This window comes from Parasynechococcus sp. (assembly GCF_042954325.1).
GTDB lineage: Bacteria > Cyanobacteriota > Cyanobacteriia > PCC-6307 > Cyanobiaceae > Parasynechococcus.
The window spans coordinates 1-21040 of sequence record NZ_JBGKDS010000012.1; the positions used below are offsets into that span (position 1 = coordinate 1).

The window sequence follows — 21040 nt, forward strand, 5'->3', positions numbered from 1 at the left end:
CCGGATCGTGCAAGCCATTCAAGCCAAAGCCAAGAACTACAAGGTTCGCCTCGGCGGCGTCGTTGCCAACCGATCGGCGGACACCGATCAGATCGACAAGTTCAACGCACGCACCGGCCTGCGCACCATGGCCCACTTCAAGGATGTGGATGCGATCCGTCGATCCCGTCTGAAGAAGTGCACGATCTTCGAAATGGACGACGACGATGAAGCTGTACAAGCCGTGCGCAGTGAGTATCTGCGACTGGCTCAGAACATGCTCGAAAAGGTTGAGCCCCTTGAGGCCATATCTCTGAAAGACCGCGAAATTTTTGACCTGCTGGGGTTTGACTAAAACAATTCCAAAGGACAACCTAAAATAGTCACCGCCTAAGCCCAAAAGAACTAGCCACTCTAAAAACAATTCACAAGGAGCCAGAATTGCGAAAAGAAAGTTAAGCAGTCAAGGATTTCGCTATGCCTGGCTAAGTTCTTATTGCAAATCAAAACCCAATCGATGTCTTTCTGGCATAGCGTCACTCACGTTGGCTCCTTTGTTAAATCAGAGGTCAGCAACGCTAAAACCGTCTACACCTCAACAGTTCACAGCGTTGCTGACGCAGTGTCAGAGGCGAGCCAAGATGTGGCAGATACCTTAACCGGATCAGGCGACCTTCTTGACGAAGTAGAACATTTCACCCAATTCGTTGTCACCAAAGGCAATGGATTAGTCAAGCACTACATGGACACCGATGGAGACGGTGTATTCAACAAAAAAGTTGATACTTTAATTGGCAAAGCCAAAGCCCCTGCTGGATCATTCTTCTCTGATATTGAAGGAGAGGCTCACAGCATTCTTGGCGATAGTGGAACCATGTACGTCCACGGTCTTGACGCCCTCGAAGGGAAAGCCGTAGATGCCTACAAAGACTTCTTGGGTCATACGTCAAGCATTGCTGGTGATTTAGATCTTGGCTTCTGGGATACAGTTAACCACGGTATTACCACCGTTGGCACGGTCTTAACATCCGGTCCAAGCCTAAGCGTTGGCAGCAGCGGTGTTCACGTATCTCTGTAAATTCAGCCAACAACAGTAAGATAAGCTCCAGCGCAACTCCTGCTCTGGAGCTTTTTTTTTTGCAAATCAATGTCTAACATCAAGATCGCTCCACCAGAGGCATCAAATAATATTTGGATTAACGGATTACTCGATGGCGAACGCTGGACGAGCGAAACATCTTCTGTGGAGCTTGATTACAGCCTCATTGATACAACAAAATGGAAGAACAATGAAACACCACCATCCCCTTACAAATCCTATTCATGGAGTAAACTTGAAAGAGGTCGGATCGAAGAAGCACTGTCCAACATAACAAGCGTCAGCGACATCACATTCCAAAATATTGGGAACAATCAAAAAAATGCTCAACTAAGGCTACATCTCGTAGGGAATCGGACAATCGGCTCAAGAGGGGGATTTGCGTATGCACCAGATCAAAGTAACGACAATAGTGGGATAACTGCCGTCAACAGAGACTTCTACAACTCAAGCGTAGACTCACTCAATAAGAAACCATTGAGCGGTAGTTACTATGGCTTTTCAATTCTCCATGAGATATCTCATTCACTTGGACTTAAGCATCCCCACGACAAAGGGCGATTCGGATATCCCAAGTTTCCCGGCATTAAAAACAAAGGTCTAATTGGCCTAGACAAGGGAAGATTTGGGCAAAATGCTCATCCCTATACACAAATGACCTATGTCACAGAAATAGATCATGGAGAGCTTATAGAAGCTGAGCGCAAACGTGAATTTGGCTTTCTAAAAACACTTGGCACACTTGATATAGCGGCCATTCAGTGGCTTTACGGCATCAATCCGGATCATGCCAACGAAGACAATACCTACCTTTTGCCAACGAAGACCAAACCAGGGGTGGGATGGAGCACAATCTGGGATACCGGTGGTCTTGATACGGTTGACGGAAGAGGCTCTAAGAGTTCTGTCACTATTGACCTAAGAAACGCCAATCTTGGCAATAACAAGCGAGCTGGCGGAAGTATCAGTGCAGTCGATGGAGTTATGGGTGGATTTACAATCGCCCATGACTGGGACGGCAAAACCGTCCAGCAAAAAACAGGCATGTGTGTGATCGAGAATGCCGTCGGTGGTCCAAAAAATGATGTCATTCGAGGGAATTATGCAGACAACGAATTACTCGGTGGTCATGGGAATGACCAAATCAATGGAGGACACGGCAATGACACCCTGATCGGAGGGCGTGGCAAGGATGTGCTTAAGGGTGGTCCTGGACGCGATCAATTCGTCCTTTCCAAGGACATGGTTGACGAGATAGAAGACTTCTCATTTGAAGATGGGGACACAATCACCTTTGTAGATTCGACTCTCAAAAATAAAAACGACCTAGAAATCATTGAGGAACTCTCTGAAGGCAAACCCTCCAAAGAATTTACCTTTGTCAGCAATACTGGCGAACTTTATGCATGGTTGAATGCTTCAACGCATCCAACGAGTAAAGACACACCACATTTAATCGCTATCTTGATCACAAATCCTTTTTAAAAAGTGGCCTGGTCGCAATCAGACCCCCACCAACTTCATCGATAGCTCCCAAACCCGGCGAGCCGTTTCAGGGTCCGTGGCCTTATCGGATAACTCCTGGCTGAATTGAAGGCCATCCTTTTTCTGTCGGTTCCCCCAGCTCCAGTGCACGCCGGATTCAGCAAAATCCGGATCAGCCACCACCTGGGCCACCCGCTCTCCCGCGAGCGACTGGGAAACATAGCCACCGGTGATGTTCTTCTGGAACCAGGGGAAGATCGTCTGAAAGGCCTTCGGCGTATTGCGGAACAGCGGCGTATCGGCCACACAACCGGGATACAGCGAACTGAAAGTGATTCCCGTCTCGGAGTGCAAACGACGATGCAGCTCCTGAGTGGTGATCATGTTGCAGAGCTTGCTGTCCTTGTAGGCCTTGCCCGGCTTGAACGCTTTGCCGCTGGCCATCGCAATCGGAGCTTCGAAGCCGGCGTCAAAGCCGGATAAATCGCCTAAATCAGCCGGCGCCGGAATGGGGATCTTGCCACCAAGCTCCTTGGAATTGGCCGTCACCGTTCCGAGAATCACCACCCGCTTCGACGGATGGCTGGAGGCCTTCAGACGCTCCAACAACAATTGAACAAGGAGGAAATGGCCAAAATGATTGGTGGCCATCGAAATTTCGTAGCCCTGCGGGGACCGCTCCGGTTGCTTCAGCTTGGGTTTGTACACGGCTGCATTGCAGACCACAGCATCCAGGGACCCAGGTAGGGCTGCCACAGCATTGCGGACACTGTCCAGATCGCCGAGATCCATCAGCACATGCTGAAGTCGCTCTTTCGGCAGATCAAGATCATCCGCCGCAGCCGCCGCCCGCTGCGGACTGCGGTTGGCTGTGATCACCGTCCAACCGAGGTTGACCAGCGCCCTTGTCGCATTCAACCCCACCCCAGATGTTGTGCCTGTTATCAGAACAGTGCCTGGAGTGCCCGTCATCGCCGCACATCGAATGCGTCAGTCTGATCGATCAAGCTCTGGCAACTGCAGAAGCAGTCACGAATCTCAGCGCCAGACGATCCGCACACGATTGGGCGCAATCCACTGGTCCTGTTCGCCGATCAGGCGTTGTTCACCGCCGACGGTGAACAGACGGTCAAACCGTTGCTGCAAGGTCTGCAACTTGGACGATTCCACATCAACCACCGCAGCAATCTCTGCATGGCGGTCGAGACGCTGCTGGTAAGCACCTGACAGGCGCAAAAGACTGACTCCACCCAGCAACACCAAGCCAAGCTTGGCGGCAAGGGCCAACATGCTGCAGTGGAGTTCTCGGCGGTCAGCCTGACGTTGAATCGCTGCCGCAAGAGTCGCAGCATCCATGGATGAGGCCTGACGCGCTCTGGCTGCCGATGCCGTCAAAGGGCTGAATCAAGTACCCGCTTGTAACGCAACGAACAGCCGGCGCCAAGACCCCAGCGTTCAACTGACGATCAAGCGCGGTAAAGACTGACGCAAAGGCGCACAGCCAACACACCAGCGTGGGCTGCCACCACGAGGGCGATGTAGATCTCAGCTTGGGTCAGGACGCTGGCCATGGTGTTGGAGCAATCAAGCGTCTCCATTGTTCTCCATGGGTCGGGCCAGAGGCCATCATTCGCAAAGGCCTGTCACACCAGCCCATGGATCCGGTTTTGATCAACAGTGATGTCATTCGGACGCTGGATCTCAGTCCATTGACCCCATGGAGCAACGCTCCCCTAGAGCAGACCCTCAGCGCAGGGGCTGTACTGGAGCTCCGCTTTGAATGGCCACGGGACCCCAACGATCCCCGTGAACTGGCGGAATGTCCGGAACCACGGCTCTGGGCCCTGCGAGCCGATGCCCGTCTGCCCTGGCTTCCTTTAATTCTGGAACGGGACAACGGCAGCCTGATTCGCCATGTGGCCATGGTGGTGCCCCACAGCTTTAGCCGAAGCGAAGGCCTGCGCTTCGACCCACAAGCCCTGGAGCTTTGGATCACCCATCGGATGATGCTTCTGGACGATCTCTGCCGAACCCATGTGGGCCGCTCGATGCGCAACAACCTCACGCAGGTGGCTGCATCGCTGGGCTACGAGCTGGATCATCGCTTCTGGGATCTGCTTGATTGATTCAGCGGATCCCGCGAGGTGCTAACGCCACTGCTTCGAAGCGGCACACCAGTCATCACTGTGGTGATTCAGGGCTGTCCGCAATTGAGGCAGGTCACGCCGTCATGGTCAGCCAGTTCCTGAGTCGCACCATGAGCCAACGACCAACATTGCCTCTAAATTGAAAAGGTCTCTTCTGTGAAAACGGTCCACAGGGTGGAAACAAGGACACACTCCTGAGAATCGTTTTGAAGCCCCTGCCTTCGGCGGGGGCTTCTTTTTGTCAATTCACCCCCTGCAGATCACAGACTTACCGCTGTTCAGACGAGTGAGGAGCGACAAAGCCAGGGCACAACGTCGCCCAAAGGCCGGGGCAGCGCAGACAAAAGATGCATGATTTGCCTGTTGATATCAACAGATGGAGACGAACAATATGAACTCAAACAGCCAGAACGTTTGCGTCATTCAGCACCACCACTTTCCAGCACTGATGACACATAAATGACATCTTCTACATCCTTACACCAGCTCAAAAAGCAGATCTGAATCAGCTGTCATGTTCAAATAATGTGCAACCTGCCAAGCCATCCAACCTCGCTCTAGGCCTGGGTTCTGGACCAACCTCTTGGCTTCGAGCTGATCGGCCGCTCTTGAGCTTCAACCCCGTGACGGACTGGATCCAAGGGGATCCAGTCACAACGAATACCTTCTCTCGTACAAATCAAGAGATGCGAAGCCGGTATCAAGCCGCAGCCCCCCTGACACAGCAGGGGGTTTACATAACGAAGTGAAGGGCGAAACCATTCGCAATGTCCGGTCTTCCGATTCTTTTTAGGGTTTTCCTGTGGTCATCGGTCGGAGCAACCGTCGTCTCCATGGCTAACTCCAAAAAAGACCTCGCGCTTCTTGCGGGCGCTTTTCTCTTTGGCCTTGGAACCCTGGAAACCGTGCTCCACGCCTTTGGGGGATGAGCGACATCCGCCGCAACCAACTGCAGGCCTAGGTCCGAGCAAAAGATCCCAGCCGATCGATGGCGATCAGCCGACAGCCCCCTGTGCTGATATCCCAATAAAAATGCCCTAAGCGCGCTAACGCTTAGGGCCGGTGATGGGGAAGCACGAAATATAAGTCAATTTTTCCGCAAGAACACGGCACGCTTAACAGTATCCAAAATCACATACAAGCAAAATTGCTGTGGAAAACGCATCGGCCGACGACGCATTTCCCCAGGTCCGTGGAGAACGTCGGCATGGACGATTTCAAATGTGGATTGCATGGGCCGATCTGTTCATATCGCTCCCCTCAAAGGCCGGATCCGCGCATATCTTGGATGCATCAGGCCGGTGATGGGGATCAACGGCCAAGGAAGTCCGACCTTTCGTCGGGCTTTTTTAATGTTTTCCTGTATTTTCAGCCCTTGCGGCACGGTCCCTCGCCTTCGAGCTCAAACGGGCATGAATGAGGCACCCATTCAAAACACGAAACAACAAAAGTAAACAAAGCAAGACATCACATTGCCCACCGGCAGTGACAACTTTTAGCCCATCTTCCGCTTCCGTTAGCGTCTCAGATGGTTGCACACTGCATGCCCAGAACAGCTCAGGCATGGGGCTCAAAGCCAGCCTTCAAGAGACTTAGTTGAGCACTGAATATAACTTCAGCGCGAAAAAGAGTGCCATCTTTGATTGAATCATTGAGTCCAGGCCGAGTGGAGATTGGTCCACTCAGAACAAGGACACGACAACCACTGTGATCATCGCCAGTGCACGGAAACGTTCATCCCATCCAGAGATGAATGGCACGGCGGCAACTGTCAATCGCCAACACGATCGCGAGCCCCCGCAACAACTTGACCAACAGACCCGCATCAAATTGATCGAGGCGGCTGGAGGTCCACCATGCAGCCAGGGCTGCCACCGCTCCAAGCATCAAGCCCATCCAAGGCAACCCCCGTCCTTCATGGACGAACTGCAGGGATGCAGCGCTGGCGGAACAGAGCACGGCCAAGGTGCTGAGCCTGACCGCGAGGTGAATCGGCATTTTGAGGGGCCCGGCCATCAAGGGCACCATCACCAGCCCCCCGCCGAGACCAAGCATCCCTGCCGACCAGCCAGCGATGCAGCCCACTCCGGCCAACAGGGCTGGGGAGACCATGGAATCCGGTTGCTCCCCGTGTGGCTCATCCCTGCCCCGCACTGCAATCGCCAACACGATGTACATCAGGGTTTGCATCGCCAGCAGCGACCACTCCGGCACGATCCCGGCCAAGCCCCCAAACAGAATCGCCGAGCCAAAGGCCGACAGGCCGATGGCCAAACCGGGGCGAACCGGCAAATGGCCGCCACGCAGGTGGGTGATCGTGCCGGCCATCGCCGTCGGCACAATGGCAAAGCTGCTGGTGGCCAAGGCCTGCGCTGGGGGCAAATCCAGCCAGAGCAGCAGAGGCGCGAAAATCAAACCGCCGCCAATCCCCAGCAGACCGGCCAGACTCCCGGCCAACAGCCCCAGACCAATCAGCAACGGCACATCCCACCAAGGCAGCACGGCGTCATGACGCGTCGACGTCCAGCATGACGAGCCCAGACCAACCGGGGCGCATCTTCGATGCAGTTCGCGCAGATGGTCACACTCAGATGGCAATCGACAGCCATCTGCTCCAAACCATCAGCGATGGACCCGCCGTTCGTTTTTATCAATGGGAAGGGCCCTGGTTATCCCTGGGCCGCAATCAACGGACCATCCCCAACCACTGGCACGAACTCGCCGCGGCAGGAGAGCTCTCCCTGGTGCATCGCCCCAGCGGTGGTGATGCGGTGCTGCATCAAGGGGGCCTGACCTATGCCTTGATCTGGCCTGAGGCTCCCCGTCAACGTCAACAGGCCTACCGGGACGCCTGCCGTTGGCTGATCGACGGATTTGCCGCCTTGGGATGTGAACTGCAATTCGGCCAGAGCCGGGCGGTGGCTGGCGGAGAGAACTGTTTCGCCCGTTCAACCGCCGCAGATCTGATCGATCTCCAGGGCAACAAACGCATCGGCAGCGCCCAACGCTGGCAGCACGGCCGGTTGCTGCAGCACGGCGAAATCCTGCTCGATCCACCGTCGGAGCTGTGGTGCAAGGTGTTCCGTGAAGGGGCTCCACCGGCAGCGGGGCCGGAGATCCCCCGGCAAGGCCTGGATCAACACTTGATTCAGACCCTGGTTCAGCAATGGAATCAACTCGCCTGGCGAAGGGAATCCATCAGCGCAGACACGCTCAGGCGGCTGACGTGTCGTTCTTCTGACTGGACTCCTGATTCCTCTTCTGCATCGACTCCACCAGCTGAGGCAGCATCACCAGACCCAGGGGATAAGCGTTCTGCTTCCGGGCTGCCTCCAACATCGGAGGCGGCAAACGCACACCCAAACGCGTGAGTACGGCTTCGGCCAGATCCATCCTGTCGATCGTTCCTGACGGCAAACCGGCGGGGCTGAACACCAACAACCGCCCTTGAGGCGCCTGCTCCAAGGACTGAACCGCCTTCCAGAGCGGTTCGACGTCATGGATGGATGGCAGGTCCTCCAGGGGAAGCAAGTGATCCTCCAAGAGCTCGGAATCCCACTGCTGCACAGGACGATCGCGCAGGGAACGGTCATCCACCCAGCCCAGCCAGCGTCCGGCTCGGCAGATCAGCACCCAATCCGCACCGCGTTGATCATCCTCATGCTGCAGCCGCAACTGGCTCAAACGCCGCAGTGACTGGTTGGCTTCCAAGACGCGAAAGCGACGGCCAGCGGCATCAGAGACCTTGAGATCATTCAGCACCCTCTCCAGCACCAACATCTGCGACTGACCGCGGTTGGCGTTGAGGCCAAACCACCCCAGCAGCATCATCCAGAGACCGGTTGCATTGCGGGCGAACACCAGCAAAAAGACGCCATAAAACAACGCCGTCAGTGCCAAAGCCCGTCCTGATGCGGTGGCGACCTGAACGCCCTTGTCACGGCTTCCGGTGAAGCGCCACACCAGGGCCTTGAGAATCAGACCTCCATCCAGGGGCAAACCCGGCAGCAGGTTGAACAAGGCCAGCATCAGGTTGAGAACAGCCAACTGGGTGACCACGAAGCCGAGGACAGGGCTGACCCCTTGACCCAGCGAAAAAACAGCTCCAAGGCCGAACGCCAGCAGCAAACTCACCAGAGGTCCGGCCGCTGCCACCCGCAAGGCCCCCATGGCCGTCTCACACTCCTGATCCACCCGGGCGACACCACCCATCAGAAACAGGGTGATACTGCGAACCTTCACCCCTTCGCGAAGAGCGACCAGGGCGTGGCCCAGTTCATGGAGCAAAACCGATAGAAACAGTAGCAACGACGTCCCGAGCCCCACACCCCAAGTGATCCAGCTCGGTATGCCTGCGAGGGCCTCAGCCAACGACGGCTCCGTCGCCACCCGCTCCTGAAACAGCACCGTGGTGATGGCCACGATGGCGAACCAACTGGGGTGGATCTTGAGGGGAATGCCCCGGATCTTGATCAGCTCCCAGCCGTCACCCACCACTGCCTTGCATCAAATTGGATCCTAGAAACACTTGCTGAGCACGTCTTTGGGCAAAAACCGATCCAAACCACCCGCTCTGAAAATCTGCGGACTCAAGGATTCCGAGCAGGCCTTGGCCATTGCGGCCATGGGTGTGAGCGCAATCGGTGTGATCGGCGTGCCAGACACCCCGCGCTACCTCGCGGAGGAGCGGCGCCGGGCTCTTTTTCACACCCTTGAACAGCATGACCCCGACCTGCTGCGGGTGTGGGTGATCGCCAACCTCGACGAAGCAAGCATCGACCTGGCTCTCAGCGGAGCAGGAACGCCAAACGTGGTGCAACTTCACGGCGATGAATCCGCCGATCAACTGCAGCAGCTGAAACGACGTCATCCCACAACGCAGTGGTGGAAAGCTCTGCGGGTGCGCAGCCAAAGCGATCTTGGCGTCGTTGGGACATATGCCGACGTCGCCGATGCTGTCCTGCTGGATGCTTGGGCCCCAGGCCAACTCGGGGGAACCGGTCACCGGCTTCCCCTGCACTGGGTTGACGCGATCACCCTGAGCTGCCCCTGGTGGCTGGCGGGGGGCGTTAGCAGCGAATGGATTCCTGCACTGCTCAAGGAAGCACAACCCGATGGCCTTGACGCCTCAAGCCGGCTGGAACGGTCCCCAGGTGATAAGGACCTGAACAAAGTTCAGGCCCTCGTGGAGGCCGTGAACAGCTTCAGCTGCTGAGCAGGGCTTCCTGCTGACGCACCAGCTCGAAGAACTCCTGCTTCAGGCTTGGGTCGTGGCGGAAATCACCACGCACCACGGAATTCACCATGCTGGTTTGTGGCTCCTTCACACCGCGCCACTTCATGCAGTAGTGCTGCGCCTTGATGATGATGCCGAGGCCCTGGGGTTCGCAGAGCTTTTCAATTTCATCGGCCAAGATCATCACGGCTTCCTCTTGGATGTGGGGCCGAGAGAACACCCAATCCGCAACGCGGGTGAACTTGGAGAGGCCAATCACCCGAGCACCGGGCTTAATTCCAATCCAGCAATTGCCCATGATCGGCACCAAATGGTGTGAGCAGGCTGAGCGCACCGTGATCGGACCCACCGTGTAGATCTCGTCGAGCTGCTTCACGTTGGGGAAGCTGGCCACCTTGGGTTGGTGGTGATAGCGGCCCTTGAACACCTCGTGGAGGTACATCCGAGCGACGCGCTCGGCGGTTTCATGGGTGTTGTGATCGTTGTCGATGTCGATCACCAGGGTGCGGAGCAAATCGCGAACCCTGTCGGCGACCTCACGCTCGAGTTGAACCAGATCTCCGGGCTGGAGATGTTCAGCGATGTTGTCGTTGGCGAGGAAGGAGACACCAGCCTCGGTCAACCGGGCCCGGATGGCCTCGGAAATACTGCTAGGAAGCTGCCCATTGCCGTTGCCGTTAGTTGCAGCGCCGTTGGAAACGAAGGGGACGGTGGAAGTCATAAGTGGTCGTTTAGAAGGCGCCGGCGGACGGCATAAGGGTCAGGTCCTCGATCACTTGATTGGTGGGTTGCTCAGCCAAGTACACCAATGCATCAGCCGCCTGATCGACGGAGAGCATGGCACGACGATCGAAATCGCTTTGTACGGTTTCCGCATCCCACAGGGGAGTATTCACGGCACCCAAGGTGAGGGTGCACGCCCGAATCCCCCGTGAACGCTCCTCTTCCGCGAGACAGCGGCTGAAGCTCGCCAGGGCAGCTTTGCTGATGCAGTAAGCACCCCACTGGGGGAATGCATTGTTCGCCGCATGGCTGCTGACGTTGATCACGAGACCTCCGTTCGCACGCATGGTGGGGACCACCACCGAGCAGACCTGCATCACGCTGGTGAGATTGAGCTGAATCAACCAGTTCCAGCGCTCCAATGGCATGGAGACCAGATCACCGGTGTAGGCAGCCCCAGCGTTGTTAATCAGGAGTTGAGGAGGCTCATGTCCCTGTAACAGTGACTGAAGTGTCGGAGCGATGGAGTCTTGATCGGTGAGATCAAGGGCTCCCACGGCAACAGAGCCGCCGTGGGAACGCAATTCGATGGCTAGGGACTCAAGCTGATCCGATGATCGAGCGACCAGCAAAAGATCCCAGCCCTTTCGAGCCAGCTTCTCTGCAGTTCGCCGACCTAAGCCTCGACTCGCACCAGTAATCAGAGCTGTCGGCAACCGTTATTTGCAAACCGTTGCACTTTACGCGGCTTCATCAACAGAATGCGACGGGTTGTCCAGAACACGGCCCAAAGCACGGAATTTTCGGTAACGCGACTCGCGAAGGTCCGCTTCGGACAAATGCGATAACTCAGCCAAATGGCGCTCAATCGCGGTACGAAGCGTCTGACCGGCCTCGATCGGAGCCCAATTGTTGCCCCCGTCAGGTTCCGGCAGCACCTCATCGACAACGCCGAGTTTCAGCAGGTCTGGGCCGGTGATTTTCAAGGCAGCTGCTGCCTCGGGTGCCTTGGCAGCATCACGCCAAAGGATCGAAGCGCAGGCCTCTGGACTCGCGACCGTATAAACGCTGTGCTCAAACATCAGCAGACGATCCGCGACCCCGATCCCCAACGCTCCGCCGGATCCACCCTCACCAATCACCGTGGCGATCACTGGAACGCGCAGGCGGAACATCTCACGCAGGTTGACGGCGATGGCCTCACCCTGGCCTTGTTCTTCAGCCTGAAGGCCCGCATAGGCACCGGGCGTGTCAATGAAGCTGAGGATCGGCAGCCTGAAGCGATCGGCATGGTCCATCAGGCGCATGGCCTTGCGATAACCGCCCGGGGTGGCCATCCCGAAATTTCTGGCGACGTTTTCTTTGGTATCACGGCCCTTCTGATGACCGATCACCATCACCGGGCGGTCGCCCAGACGGCCCACACCTCCGATCAGAGCCTGATCGTCGTTGCCGCGACGATCGCCATGGAGCTCAACCCAGTCATCACAGAACATCTGGATGTAATCCAGCGTGCTCGGGCGATGTGGATGCCGGGCAACCTGGATTTTTTGAGCTGGAGTGAGAGCCCCGAAGATTTCCTTGCGACGCCGTGCCGCCAGGCTCTCCAATTGATGCAGCTGCTGACTGACATCCACCTCGGAGTCTCTGGCCAGCTGACGGATGTGCTCAATCTGCTGCTCCAGCTCCACCAGGGGCTTCTCGAACTCGAGCAGTGGACGGCGTGGCATGGAGATCAGAGAGAAAGGTTTGGAACCGACTCAGGCAGCAGCGTGCTGCACCTGGGATTGAAGATTCAGGGTTGAGAACCCATGGCGGACCGATGCCGCTCCGATGAAGTCCATCTTTTCAAGGCTGATGTTGTTGCGACCCCAGCTGAAGTTGGTATGGCATTGCTCGAACTCGAGCAGCATGGCTTCAGCGAAGCACGCGAACATCTGACGCTGTGGCTTGTCCATTTCCGCCAGTTCCATCATCGACCAACCGATGTCCTGAAAGAACTCAACGATTCCGCCCTTGAGCACGTAAGTGCCACCTCCCGAAACCTTGGAATCCAGGTTCTTCGGATAGCCCCCGTCGATCATCAGGCAGGGTTGACGCAAGCTGGCTTGGTCGATCTCCAAGGTCTTTGGCATGGAGGCAACCCAGACGACGACGTCTGCTTCAGGCAACGCATCCTCAAGGGTCATGATCCTGCCGCCGCCGAGTTCTTGCTGCAGATCGACTAGAGGCTGCTGCTGACGGGCAACCAGCAACAGTTCACCGACGCCGGTGCGAGCTGACAGCCAGCGGCAAACGGCACTGCCGATGTCCCCCGTGGCACCAACGACAGCGACCTTCGCTTTGGCAAGGTCGATCCCCACCAGAGGGGCATTGTTTTCGACCTGGCGGGCAATCACCCAAGCGGTATGGGTGTTTCCAGTGGTGAAACGCTGCCAGTCGAGGGTGGTACTGCGCACCGTGCGGTGCTGGAGCAGGTTGAAATTCTCGAAAATGATGGAGGTGAATCCACCAAGGGCCGTGATGTTGATGCCCTTCTTCTGGGCAAGCTCCATCGCATTGAGCACCTTGCGCCGAGCCGTCTTGAAACGGCTGAGCATTTCTGGAACGAAGCAAGAGTCGATGTAGGCCCCCTGAATCGTCACCCCAGCCGGACTGGTGACCTCAACGTGTTCAACGAGTTGAGGGGGAGCACTGCACCAGACGTCGAGATCGCCATCAGCAATGTGATCAAAACCCAGTTCATTCGCCTTCCGGCGAGCAGCCTCAAAACTCGTGGAATGTCCGATCAGGCCAAACATGTAGTGACGAAAACGTTCCGCAGGTGGTCTGATCGGACCATGATCCCATGATCCAAGTATCGAAGACTACCTGCCTGTGAACAAACCGGTTGACCAGAAACGGGGAGTTGGCTGAATCAAAGGGTGAGGGCTGCCGCCGCCATCCGTGCGATTTCACGGGTGTTGAAACCGATTTCAGTGAGAGCTTCCTGATAGGCGATCAGGAAATCCTCGATCAAATCTTCCTTGTCCATGTGCAGGACAGCCGCGTCTGCAGCGACCTCCTCAAGCATGGAGCGGATCAGTGGAAGGTTGGCCTTGTTCGCTTCGAAGAGCTCGTCCTTACTGGCTTCAAAATTGGCTTTCAGCCACTCCTGGCCGTAATTCAGATGGGTGTACTCGTCCTTGACGACACCTTCGGTGATTTTCCGCGCGAAGGGATCAGCAACAGGAATATAGATGTGATAAGCCGAAATTGCGAAGGCTTCGATCAGCAGGGCCTGAATCAGCAGGCAGGTCACGACCTTGCCCTCTTTCAACGCAGCCTGGAAGTTGCCGTGAAGAGGACCAAAGAAGGTTTTGGCGAAGGGCATGTCGGCCTCAACACCCAGATTGCGGCCGCAGGAGGTGAAGCCCTTCATGTGCTTCATTTCCATCCGAGCTAGACGCGCCAATTCGTCGGCCTGCTCAGGGAGCAAGGTTCCAAGAGAAATGTAGTTGTCATGGGCTTCCTGCTCGCCCTCGATGACAATGGCGTTGATCCGGCTGTAGGCGTCCTTGTAGGCGGACGTTGTGAAATCAGGCAGATCATGTCCCTCCATAACGGCTGCCTCCGGTGCGTTGAGGGTCGTCATAGGACGGGTCTAACCACAGATCAGTGGGACCGACAATAACCAGCCTTCCGGACATTGGTGAATTCTGAGTGCGTGGTTCAGCACCCAGAGGGGGCACCGTCGACGGGGGACACCGGAGGCCAATCGCTGTTCAGCAGAGAACAAAAGCGTTGCTGCCAGTGCTGAATCAGGGCCTGTTCCAGGGCGGCACCGATCGAAGCTGATGCCTCCGAGGAGTCACCAATCACCCCCGTCCTGCTGAGATCAGTGGTCAGCCATGCGCAAGGGGCAGCGCCTTCCAGGCTCCACCCCTCCGGTGGAGACGCGGGAGTGGAGGAGCCATGGGCACCATCGATGGGGCGTTGGTCTCCCACCAGCTCAGGGTGCAGATGCAGCATCAAGCTGGTTTCAGCCTGACCGGCGTGAAGGCCACCCTCCAGTTCTGGAGCCGAGATCCAGCGATCCAGCCCGCCGACACCGCTCCAGAGAAAGCAGGGGAGGACCGCCATCGATGCCGATTGGCTGCGCAGCTGCCGCGCCGCCGTCTGCAGGAGCGCGATCTGGCCACCGTGAGCATTGAACAGAACCAAACGGCGGATGCCGAGCTCGGCCAATTGGGCACCAACGCTCTCCACCAAACGGAGAACCAGATCCGCCGACAGGCTGAGTGTTCCAGGAAAACCGAGGTGCTCCGGCGAGAACCCCAGCGACTGCAGCGGCAGTCGCCATATCGGAGCGTCCTCATCCAACCCCGCCAACACGGCATCAAGGATGCGATCCGCAAACAGAGCGTCCGTTGCCAGCGGCAGATGCGGGCCATGCTGCTCCACAGCACCAAACGGCCAAACCACCGTCGCGCCGGGCCGAACAGCCGCTTGTCTGACCTCAGGCCATGGCAACAGTTCAAAACGGCGTTGCGGGAACGGCATCGACGCAGTCAAATCTCACCTTGCCTGTCAGACTGGTCGATCGACGACCCCGATGGTCCATGGCCGCTAACGGCAGTCCACAACAGAACCGCAAGCCGTTGCAGGTGATGCAGATCAACCGTCGGGAGGATGAGCAAGACCGCCTCCAACGTGAAGCCGCGGAAGCCCGTGCCGCCGCCGACGCTGCGGCTGCCAAGGCCCAGCGCCTCGAAGAAGCCGCCGGCCTCGCCTCACCGGCGAAACCACCGCAACCGCCTCAACCCCTGGCCTCACAGCCCAACGCCAGCGATGAAGAGCGCTTTGGCATGGGTGAGCTGGAAGGAATGACCATGGCCGACCTGCTCGGCGCCCCCGACGACAAGCCCAAACCCCGGGCCGCAGCTGCTGCAACACCCCAGCGGCAACAGGCTCGCAGCGTCGATGACTTCGACTTCGACGAAGAAGCCTTCCTGGCCGCTCTGGATGAGAAAGCACCGGTCGGCACCACTGGCGAGGTGGTCACGGGCACGGTGATCAGCCTCGAAAGCGACGGTGTTTACGTCGACATCGGCGGTAAAGCTCCGGGCTTCATGCCCAAAAGCGAAGCCGGTCTGGGGGTGATCACCAACCTGCGCGAGCGGTTTCCCAAAGGCCTGGAAATTGAGGTGCTCGTCACCCGCGAACAGAACGCAGACGGCATGGTCACCGTCAGCTGCCGCGCCCTCGCTCTTCGCCAGAGCTGGGACCGCGTCAAGGAGATGGAAAAGCAAGGCAAGGTCGTCCAGGTGATCGTCAACGGCTTCAACCGTGGTGGTGTCACCTGTGATCTCGAAGGCTTGCGTGGCTTTATCCCCCGCTCACAACTCCAGGACGGTGAAAACCATCAGGAGCTCGTGGGCAAAAAGTTAGGCGTGGCCTTCATCGAGGTGAACTCCGAGACCCGAAAGCTGGTGCTTTCAGAAAAACGTGCGGCCGTTGCGGCACTCTTCACCGATTTGGAGGTGGGCCAGCTGGTGGAAGGCCAGGTGGCGGCGGTCAAGCCCTACGGACTCTTCGTCGATCTGGGTGGAGTCAGTGGGCTTTTGCATCAGTCGATGATCACGAACGGCAGCATGCGCTCGATCCGTGAGGTCTTTGACCAGGGCGACCGGGTGAAAGCACTGATCACCGAGCTGGATCCGGGCCGCGGCCGGATCGGTCTCAACACAGCCCTGCTCGAAGGTCCTCCAGGTGAACTGCTGGTGGACAAGGACACCGTGATGGCCGAAGCCGCGGATCGGGCCAGCCGTGCCCAAAGCCTTCTCAAGCAACAGGAACAATCCGCGGGATGACGGGAGCGGATTGGGAACTTGATTTTTATTCCAGGCCGATCCTGGAAGCAGACGGTCGCAAACGTTGGGAATTGCTGGTGACCTCCTCCCCAGGCGGGGGGGAGCAATCGGCACCATTTCGTTTCGCCAAACGCTGCCCGTCTGGAGAGGTCAACTCGCTCTGGCTGACCGAGGCCTTGCGTGAAGCGATTGAAACCGCTGAGGCCACCGAGCACAGCGCACCACTCCGGCTGCGCTGCTGGCGCAGCTCGATGCGAACGATGGTCCAACGGGCCTCGGCTGAACTCGGATTGGAAGTGATTGCCAGCCGTCGCACCTACGCCCTGCTCGACTGGCTCCAGCAACGGGAACGGGAGGTCTACCCCCAAGAAGATGGCTTCATGGCCGGCCCTCTGGCCCCACCGCCCGCACCGATTCCAACCCCACCGGTTCCACTGCCGGAAGCGGTTCAGGGCGATGCCTGGAGCTGGGCGACACTCCCCGCAGGGCTCTTGCGCGAGGCCAGCGATTGGCCGATGGGATTCAGCGGATTGGTGCCGCTGCCGGATGGTGTGGACGACGATGCAGCGATTCCAGGTCTTCGCTTGTTCAGCAGCAGCAGGGCACTGGCGGTGGCCGGCTGGCTGGGCGGCCTCGAACCGGTTCAGATGACCGTGGAGGGGCGCCAGTTGCTGTTGGAAGCCGGTCAGGACGACCGCTGGCTGGTGAGTGATCTCGATGAGCGCGCTTCAGCTGAGATCACAACGGCACTGGAGACCTCCCGCACCAGCATGGGCGGACTGCAATTCATCGCTGTCCAGACCAGCCCTGAGGAACAGTCCTTTGCAGGCTTCTGGATGCTGCGCGATATCCCCATGGTCTGAATGGCGGACCTCAATCCGTTTCAAGGTCGGCCTGACCGTGGCTTCAATGCCCTGCCGGGCTGGAGCTGGATCGGCTGCTACGGCGGCTATTACCTGCAATCGGATCACCTGCAGGCCCATGGCATTGAGCACGGGTTCTTCACGCGCCTGTGGCACGGTCGTGGCCCCGATGAACTCGCTGGCGCCATCAGTGCAGGGATCAGCGTGCATCGGCCCCAACAAATTCACAGCGGGGACGTCCTGGAGGCCCACCGAGCGACGGGCGCACCTTGGCCGGAGGCTGACGGCCTGGTCAGTTCTGCAGGGGGTCAGAGTCTTTGGGTCTGCGGAGCCGACTGCACCCCTGTGCTGCTCGCCGATCCCGGCACAGGACACGTGGCGGCCTGCCACGCCGGATGGCGCGGAGTAGCCGCTCGGATCCTGTGCTCAGCCATCGAAAAACTGGAACAACGGGGCGCCCAGCGCAGCGATCTGGTCGTCGCCCTGGGACCAGCCATCAGCGGAGCCAACTATCAGGTTCAAACGGACGTCATCGAGGCCATCAGTGGCAGCCTCGGACATGAACACAACTGGAGTGCCCTCGAGAACGCAGGCGTTCTGCTTCCGGATCCGGAGCCGAATCACCATCGCCTGGATATCCGAGCCGCCGCACGCCAACAACTCCAGCAGGCAGGACTGACCGACGCGAACATCAGTCTCTGCCCGCTCTGCACCCTGACCGAACAGGAGCTGTTTCACTCCTGGCGTCGTGATCAGGTCAAAACCGTGCAGTGGAGCGGCATCGTCTCTCAAGCTGCCGTCAGCTGACGGGCAATGGCCTCTGCCGCACGGATGCCATCAATCCCCGCCGAAAGGATGCCCCCGGCATAGCCGGCCCCCTCACCAGCTGGAATCACCCCGCGGGTGTTGATCGACTCCAGGCTTTGATCGCGAGGAATCCGAACCGGCGATGAGGTGCGGGTTTCCACGCCGGTCAGCACCGCATCGGGATGGTCGTAACCCTTGAGGCGTGCGGCAAAGGCCGGCAGGGCTTCTCGCAGGGCCTCCACGATCGTTTCCGGCAAGGCAGAGCTCAGATCCGTCGGGGTCACACCTGGCAGATAAGACGCCGGAATCACCCCCAGATCAGTGGAGGGACGACAGGCGAGGAAATCCTCCAGCCGCTGGGCCGGAGCCGCATAACTGCTCCCTCCAAGTCGGAAGGCCCGGCCCTCCAGATCCCGCTGAAGAGCGACGCCAGCGAGGGGATCGTCCTCCCAGCGTTGATACGGCTTGAGATCCGCCGGATCCACATTCACCACCAGTCCGCTGTTGGCATTGCGTTCATTGCGTGAGTGCTGACTCATGCCGTTGGTGACCACACGCTCCTCTTCTGAAGTCGCCCCAACGACAAAACCCCCAGGGCACATGCAGAAGCTGTAGACGCAGCGTCCATTGGCGGCGTGATGCACAAGCTTGTATTCCGCTGCACCCAGCTGGGGATGGCCGGCGTTGGCACCCCAGCGCGCCTGATCGATCAGGGGCTGAGGATGTTCGATCCGCACCCCCACGGAGAACGGTTTGGCCTCGAGGGCGACGCCGACCCGTTCCAGCATCGCGAAGCAATCGCGGGCGGAATGGCCCGGAGCGAGCACCACGTGTCGGCAGTCAATCTGCTCACCATCCTCCAGACGCACACCCACCAGCTGATTGGGTTTGCCCTCGCCGCAGGCAGCGTCCAGCACCAGTTCCTCCACCCGGCAGCCGAAGCGCACCTCCCCACCGAGCGCTTCAATCCGCGATCGCAAGCCCCGCACAACCGTCGCCAGCTTGAAGGTGCCGATGTGGGGTCGATGCACCGTGAGGATCTCCGGATTGGCACCACTGGCCACCAGCTCCTCGAGCACTTTGCGCCCGTAGTGCTCAGGGTCACTCACCTGGCTGTACAACTTGCCATCGGAAAAGGTTCCAGCACCGCCTTCACCGAACTGCGCATTGGAGTTGGGATCAAATGGCTTGGTCCCTTTCCAGAAGCCAAAGGTCTGCAGGGTGCGCTGCTTCACCGGTTCGCCGCGCTCCAGCAGCAACGGGCGAAATCCCATCTGAGCCAGAAGCAAGGCCGCGAAGTAACCGCAGGGACCCGCACCGATCACAATCGGTCGCGAACCGCTGTGATCCATCCCGCCCGCTGGAGCCTGGACGACGGGGTGATAACGGGTATCGGGCGCTGGACGAACGCTGGAATTGGCCCGATGTCGGCGCAACACCGCCGCCTCGGATTTAACCCGCACATCAACGCTGTAAATCAGCTGAATCCGGTCCCGCCGCCGGGCATCGATGCTGCGTTTCACCAACCTCCACTCCAGCAACTGAGCGGCGGGGATGCGAAGACGCCGCAGCACGGCCTTGGGCAGATCCTCCTCGTCGTGGTCGAGCGGCAGCTTCAACTGGCTCAAACGCAGCACGGTGACCCCACGACTGTTGTTTATTCGACCAGATGATCAGCTTGTAAGCAGACCGGCCTTGGCCGTGCCCCCTGGCGCGAGGCCGGGCCGCAACCGAAAATCACTGGCCGCTGAAGGGATCCGCAGACCATCACCGGACAGGCGCTGCTGGAACGCCTCACACAGAGGGATCGGCTCAGCATCAGGATTGATCCAGCGCAACGGATCGCCGTCGACCCCAGAGGCCAACGCGAGGACCCGAGCGGTGTCGTATGCCGAAGCCTCAAGCAAGCCAGGTGCCTCACCCCAACGCTCCTGAAAGCGTTCCGCGAACGGTTGCCAGGCATCACCACGGGCCGGAGCCTGGAGCGCGATCTGCTGCCACTCCCTCGGACGAATCGTCTCAACACGATCCGACTCCGATAACCAGATCCAGTTGGGCGTTCGCGGTGCTCCACCACCAAAAAGGCCCTCGCCCTGCTGATGCTGCAGAACCTGGGCCAAGGCTCCCTTGGGATCAGCGGCGACCACGACGGTCTGAGCCCAGGACCAGGCCATGTCATCTCGGAAGCGCTTGAGCGACGTCGCGTCAGCCGGATCCACGCGTTGCACCGGATCGGACTCATAGCTCTCCACCACACCGCCGAGGGTCTGGTAAGTGGAGACGAACTGCGCAGAGACCGTGGCTTCCAGAGCCGTTGGATCAGCCACGACCATGGCGCGTCCCCATCCGGCGGCCATGGCGGTGTCTGCAAGAGCCTTGATGTCCTCCTGGCGCGACGGTGTCAGGGGCCAAAGATGGTGCCGATGCTCGAGAGACCGCAGCGTCTCCAGGGATGGTCCGCGTTGATAGGGCAGAAGGACCGTCAACTGGCGCTGGGCCACCAGTTGATCGAAGGCACGAAGATCAGCAGCCGGTGGTGCGACCACCAGCTGCGCGGCCCCGTGACTGCGGAGGGCATCGACAGGCGACTGGTCATCCCGAAGATCCAGCCAATTCACCGGCGGCATCTCAGCGCCGCAGCGGCGAACGGACTCCTCCCCAACCGCAAAGCCCCGCGAAAATTGCCGACGCACCCGTTGTTCCGAGGCTGCGTCGGACAACAACACCACAAAGCGGGCCTTGGGCAAGACGCTGCCCAGCAGGGCCTGACAGCCAATGACAACTCCAGCCAGACCCAGCAAGGCGAGCCAGCGCTTGGAACCGAAACCGGTTGGAGCCATCAGGACGAT

General features: G+C 58.6%; 20 protein-coding genes and 2 pseudogenes. 9 read left to right on the top strand and 13 right to left on the bottom strand.

The window, feature by feature from the left end:
* From chlL to ACGVKB_RS00990, 3 genes and pseudogenes are all read left to right on the top strand, one after another.
* Nucleotides 1-334: pseudogene (chlL, locus tag ACGVKB_RS00980) on the top strand (ferredoxin:protochlorophyllide reductase (ATP-dependent) iron-sulfur ATP-binding protein); the annotation flags it as partial.
* A 162-nt stretch (nucleotides 335-496) separates the two neighbouring features.
* On the top strand, nucleotides 497-1057 hold the full coding sequence (locus tag ACGVKB_RS00985) for a hypothetical protein (RefSeq protein ID WP_392349399.1): 561 nt from the start codon (nucleotides 497-499) through the stop codon (nucleotides 1055-1057).
* A 69-nt stretch (nucleotides 1058-1126) separates the two neighbouring features.
* Nucleotides 1127-2563, top strand: a complete 1437-nt coding sequence (locus ACGVKB_RS00990) for a M10 family metallopeptidase C-terminal domain-containing protein (protein WP_392349400.1) — start codon at nucleotides 1127-1129, stop codon at nucleotides 2561-2563.
* Nucleotides 2564-2581: 18 nt separating this feature from the next.
* Here the strand turns inward: ACGVKB_RS00990 and ACGVKB_RS00995 are convergent, their stop codons facing one another.
* The 3 genes from ACGVKB_RS00995 to psaM form a co-directional block, all read right to left on the bottom strand.
* Nucleotides 2582-3535 carry a protochlorophyllide reductase gene (locus tag ACGVKB_RS00995; RefSeq protein ID WP_392349401.1) on the bottom strand — a complete coding sequence of 318 codons (954 nt, stop codon included), beginning with the start codon at nucleotides 3533-3535 and terminating at the stop codon, nucleotides 2582-2584.
* Nucleotides 3536-3601: 66 nt separating this feature from the next.
* The gene (locus ACGVKB_RS01000; RefSeq protein WP_392349402.1) at nucleotides 3602-3919 is read right to left on the bottom strand and encodes a hypothetical protein; all 318 of its coding nucleotides are present in this window, start codon (nucleotides 3917-3919) and stop codon (nucleotides 3602-3604) included.
* 110 nt (nucleotides 3920-4029) lie between these two features.
* Nucleotides 4030-4134: a photosystem I reaction center subunit XII gene (gene psaM, locus ACGVKB_RS01005; RefSeq protein ID WP_392349403.1), complete on the bottom strand. Its 105-nt coding sequence runs from the start codon at nucleotides 4132-4134 to the stop codon at nucleotides 4030-4032.
* Nucleotides 4135-4218: 84 nt separating this feature from the next.
* On the opposite strand from psaM, the gene ACGVKB_RS01010 reads away from it, so the two are divergent.
* Nucleotides 4219-4689, top strand: coding sequence for a CRR6 family NdhI maturation factor (locus ACGVKB_RS01010; RefSeq protein ID WP_392349404.1), 471 nt, complete (start codon nucleotides 4219-4221; stop codon nucleotides 4687-4689).
* Nucleotides 4690-6444: 1755 nt separating this feature from the next.
* Here the strand turns inward: ACGVKB_RS01010 and ACGVKB_RS01015 are convergent.
* Entirely contained in the window at nucleotides 6445-7212 is a 768-nt protein-coding gene (locus ACGVKB_RS01015) for a sulfite exporter TauE/SafE family protein (RefSeq protein WP_392349405.1), read from the bottom strand.
* Between the two features lie 89 nt (nucleotides 7213-7301).
* On the opposite strand from ACGVKB_RS01015, the pseudogene ACGVKB_RS01020 reads away from it, so the two are divergent.
* Nucleotides 7302-7754, top strand: a pseudogene (locus tag ACGVKB_RS01020) (lipoate--protein ligase family protein); the annotation flags it as partial.
* Nucleotides 7755-7923: 169 nt separating this feature from the next.
* Here the strand turns inward: ACGVKB_RS01020 and ACGVKB_RS01025 are convergent.
* Nucleotides 7924-9204, bottom strand: a complete 1281-nt coding sequence (locus ACGVKB_RS01025) for a site-2 protease family protein (protein WP_392349406.1) — start codon at nucleotides 9202-9204, stop codon at nucleotides 7924-7926.
* A gap of 34 nt (nucleotides 9205-9238) precedes the next feature.
* Between ACGVKB_RS01025 and ACGVKB_RS01030 the strand changes: the two genes are divergently transcribed.
* On the top strand, nucleotides 9239-9925 hold the full coding sequence (locus tag ACGVKB_RS01030) for a phosphoribosylanthranilate isomerase (protein WP_392349407.1): 687 nt from the start codon (nucleotides 9239-9241) through the stop codon (nucleotides 9923-9925).
* On the opposite strand, the gene folE is transcribed toward ACGVKB_RS01030, so the two are convergent.
* The 6 genes from folE to ACGVKB_RS01060 all read right to left on the bottom strand — a co-directional run bounded on the left by folE (nucleotide 9915) and on the right by ACGVKB_RS01060 (nucleotide 15211).
* Complete coding sequence (gene folE, locus ACGVKB_RS01035; RefSeq protein ID WP_392349408.1) at nucleotides 9915-10667, bottom strand: GTP cyclohydrolase I; 753 nt, start codon at nucleotides 10665-10667, stop codon at nucleotides 9915-9917. The genes ACGVKB_RS01030 and folE overlap by 11 nt on opposite strands.
* A 10-nt stretch (nucleotides 10668-10677) precedes the next feature.
* Entirely contained in the window at nucleotides 10678-11385 is a 708-nt protein-coding gene (locus tag ACGVKB_RS01040) for an SDR family oxidoreductase (protein ID WP_392349409.1), read from the bottom strand.
* 24 nt (nucleotides 11386-11409) lie between these two features.
* Complete coding sequence (locus tag ACGVKB_RS01045; RefSeq protein ID WP_392349410.1) at nucleotides 11410-12399, bottom strand: acetyl-CoA carboxylase carboxyltransferase subunit alpha; 990 nt, start codon at nucleotides 12397-12399, stop codon at nucleotides 11410-11412.
* Nucleotides 12400-12429: 30 nt separating this feature from the next.
* Nucleotides 12430-13470 (bottom strand): long-chain acyl-[acyl-carrier-protein] reductase, encoded by a 1041-nt coding sequence (locus ACGVKB_RS01050; protein WP_392349411.1) that lies wholly within the window; start codon nucleotides 13468-13470, stop codon nucleotides 12430-12432.
* Nucleotides 13471-13586: 116 nt separating this feature from the next.
* Entirely contained in the window at nucleotides 13587-14303 is a 717-nt protein-coding gene (locus ACGVKB_RS01055) for an aldehyde oxygenase (deformylating) (RefSeq protein WP_392349412.1), read from the bottom strand.
* 77 nt (nucleotides 14304-14380) lie between these two features.
* On the bottom strand, nucleotides 14381-15211 hold the full coding sequence (locus ACGVKB_RS01060; protein ID WP_392349413.1) for a creatininase family protein: 831 nt from the start codon (nucleotides 15209-15211) through the stop codon (nucleotides 14381-14383).
* 59 nt (nucleotides 15212-15270) lie between these two features.
* On the opposite strand from ACGVKB_RS01060, the gene ACGVKB_RS01065 reads away from it, so the two are divergent.
* Genes ACGVKB_RS01065 through pgeF form a run of 3 tightly spaced genes read left to right on the top strand, consistent with a single transcriptional unit; the run spans nucleotide 15271 to nucleotide 18191 of the window.
* The gene (locus ACGVKB_RS01065) at nucleotides 15271-16521 is read left to right on the top strand and encodes a S1 RNA-binding domain-containing protein (RefSeq protein ID WP_392349414.1); all 1251 of its coding nucleotides are present in this window, start codon (nucleotides 15271-15273) and stop codon (nucleotides 16519-16521) included.
* Entirely contained in the window at nucleotides 16518-17384 is an 867-nt protein-coding gene (locus ACGVKB_RS01070; protein ID WP_392349415.1) for a Tab2 family RNA-binding protein, read from the top strand. Before ACGVKB_RS01065 ends, ACGVKB_RS01070 begins: the two co-directional genes overlap by 4 nt.
* The gene (pgeF, locus tag ACGVKB_RS01075; protein WP_392349416.1) at nucleotides 17385-18191 is read left to right on the top strand and encodes a peptidoglycan editing factor PgeF; all 807 of its coding nucleotides are present in this window, start codon (nucleotides 17385-17387) and stop codon (nucleotides 18189-18191) included.
* On the opposite strand, the gene ACGVKB_RS01080 is transcribed toward pgeF, so the two are convergent.
* Both ACGVKB_RS01080 and ACGVKB_RS01085 read right to left on the bottom strand, forming a co-directional pair.
* Complete coding sequence (locus ACGVKB_RS01080; protein ID WP_392349418.1) at nucleotides 18173-19828, bottom strand: NAD(P)/FAD-dependent oxidoreductase; 1656 nt, start codon at nucleotides 19826-19828, stop codon at nucleotides 18173-18175. The genes pgeF and ACGVKB_RS01080 overlap by 19 nt on opposite strands.
* A 36-nt stretch (nucleotides 19829-19864) precedes the next feature.
* Nucleotides 19865-21031, bottom strand: coding sequence for an amino acid ABC transporter substrate-binding protein (locus tag ACGVKB_RS01085; protein WP_392349419.1), 1167 nt, complete (start codon nucleotides 21029-21031; stop codon nucleotides 19865-19867).
* Nucleotides 21032-21040: the final 9 nt, after the last annotated feature.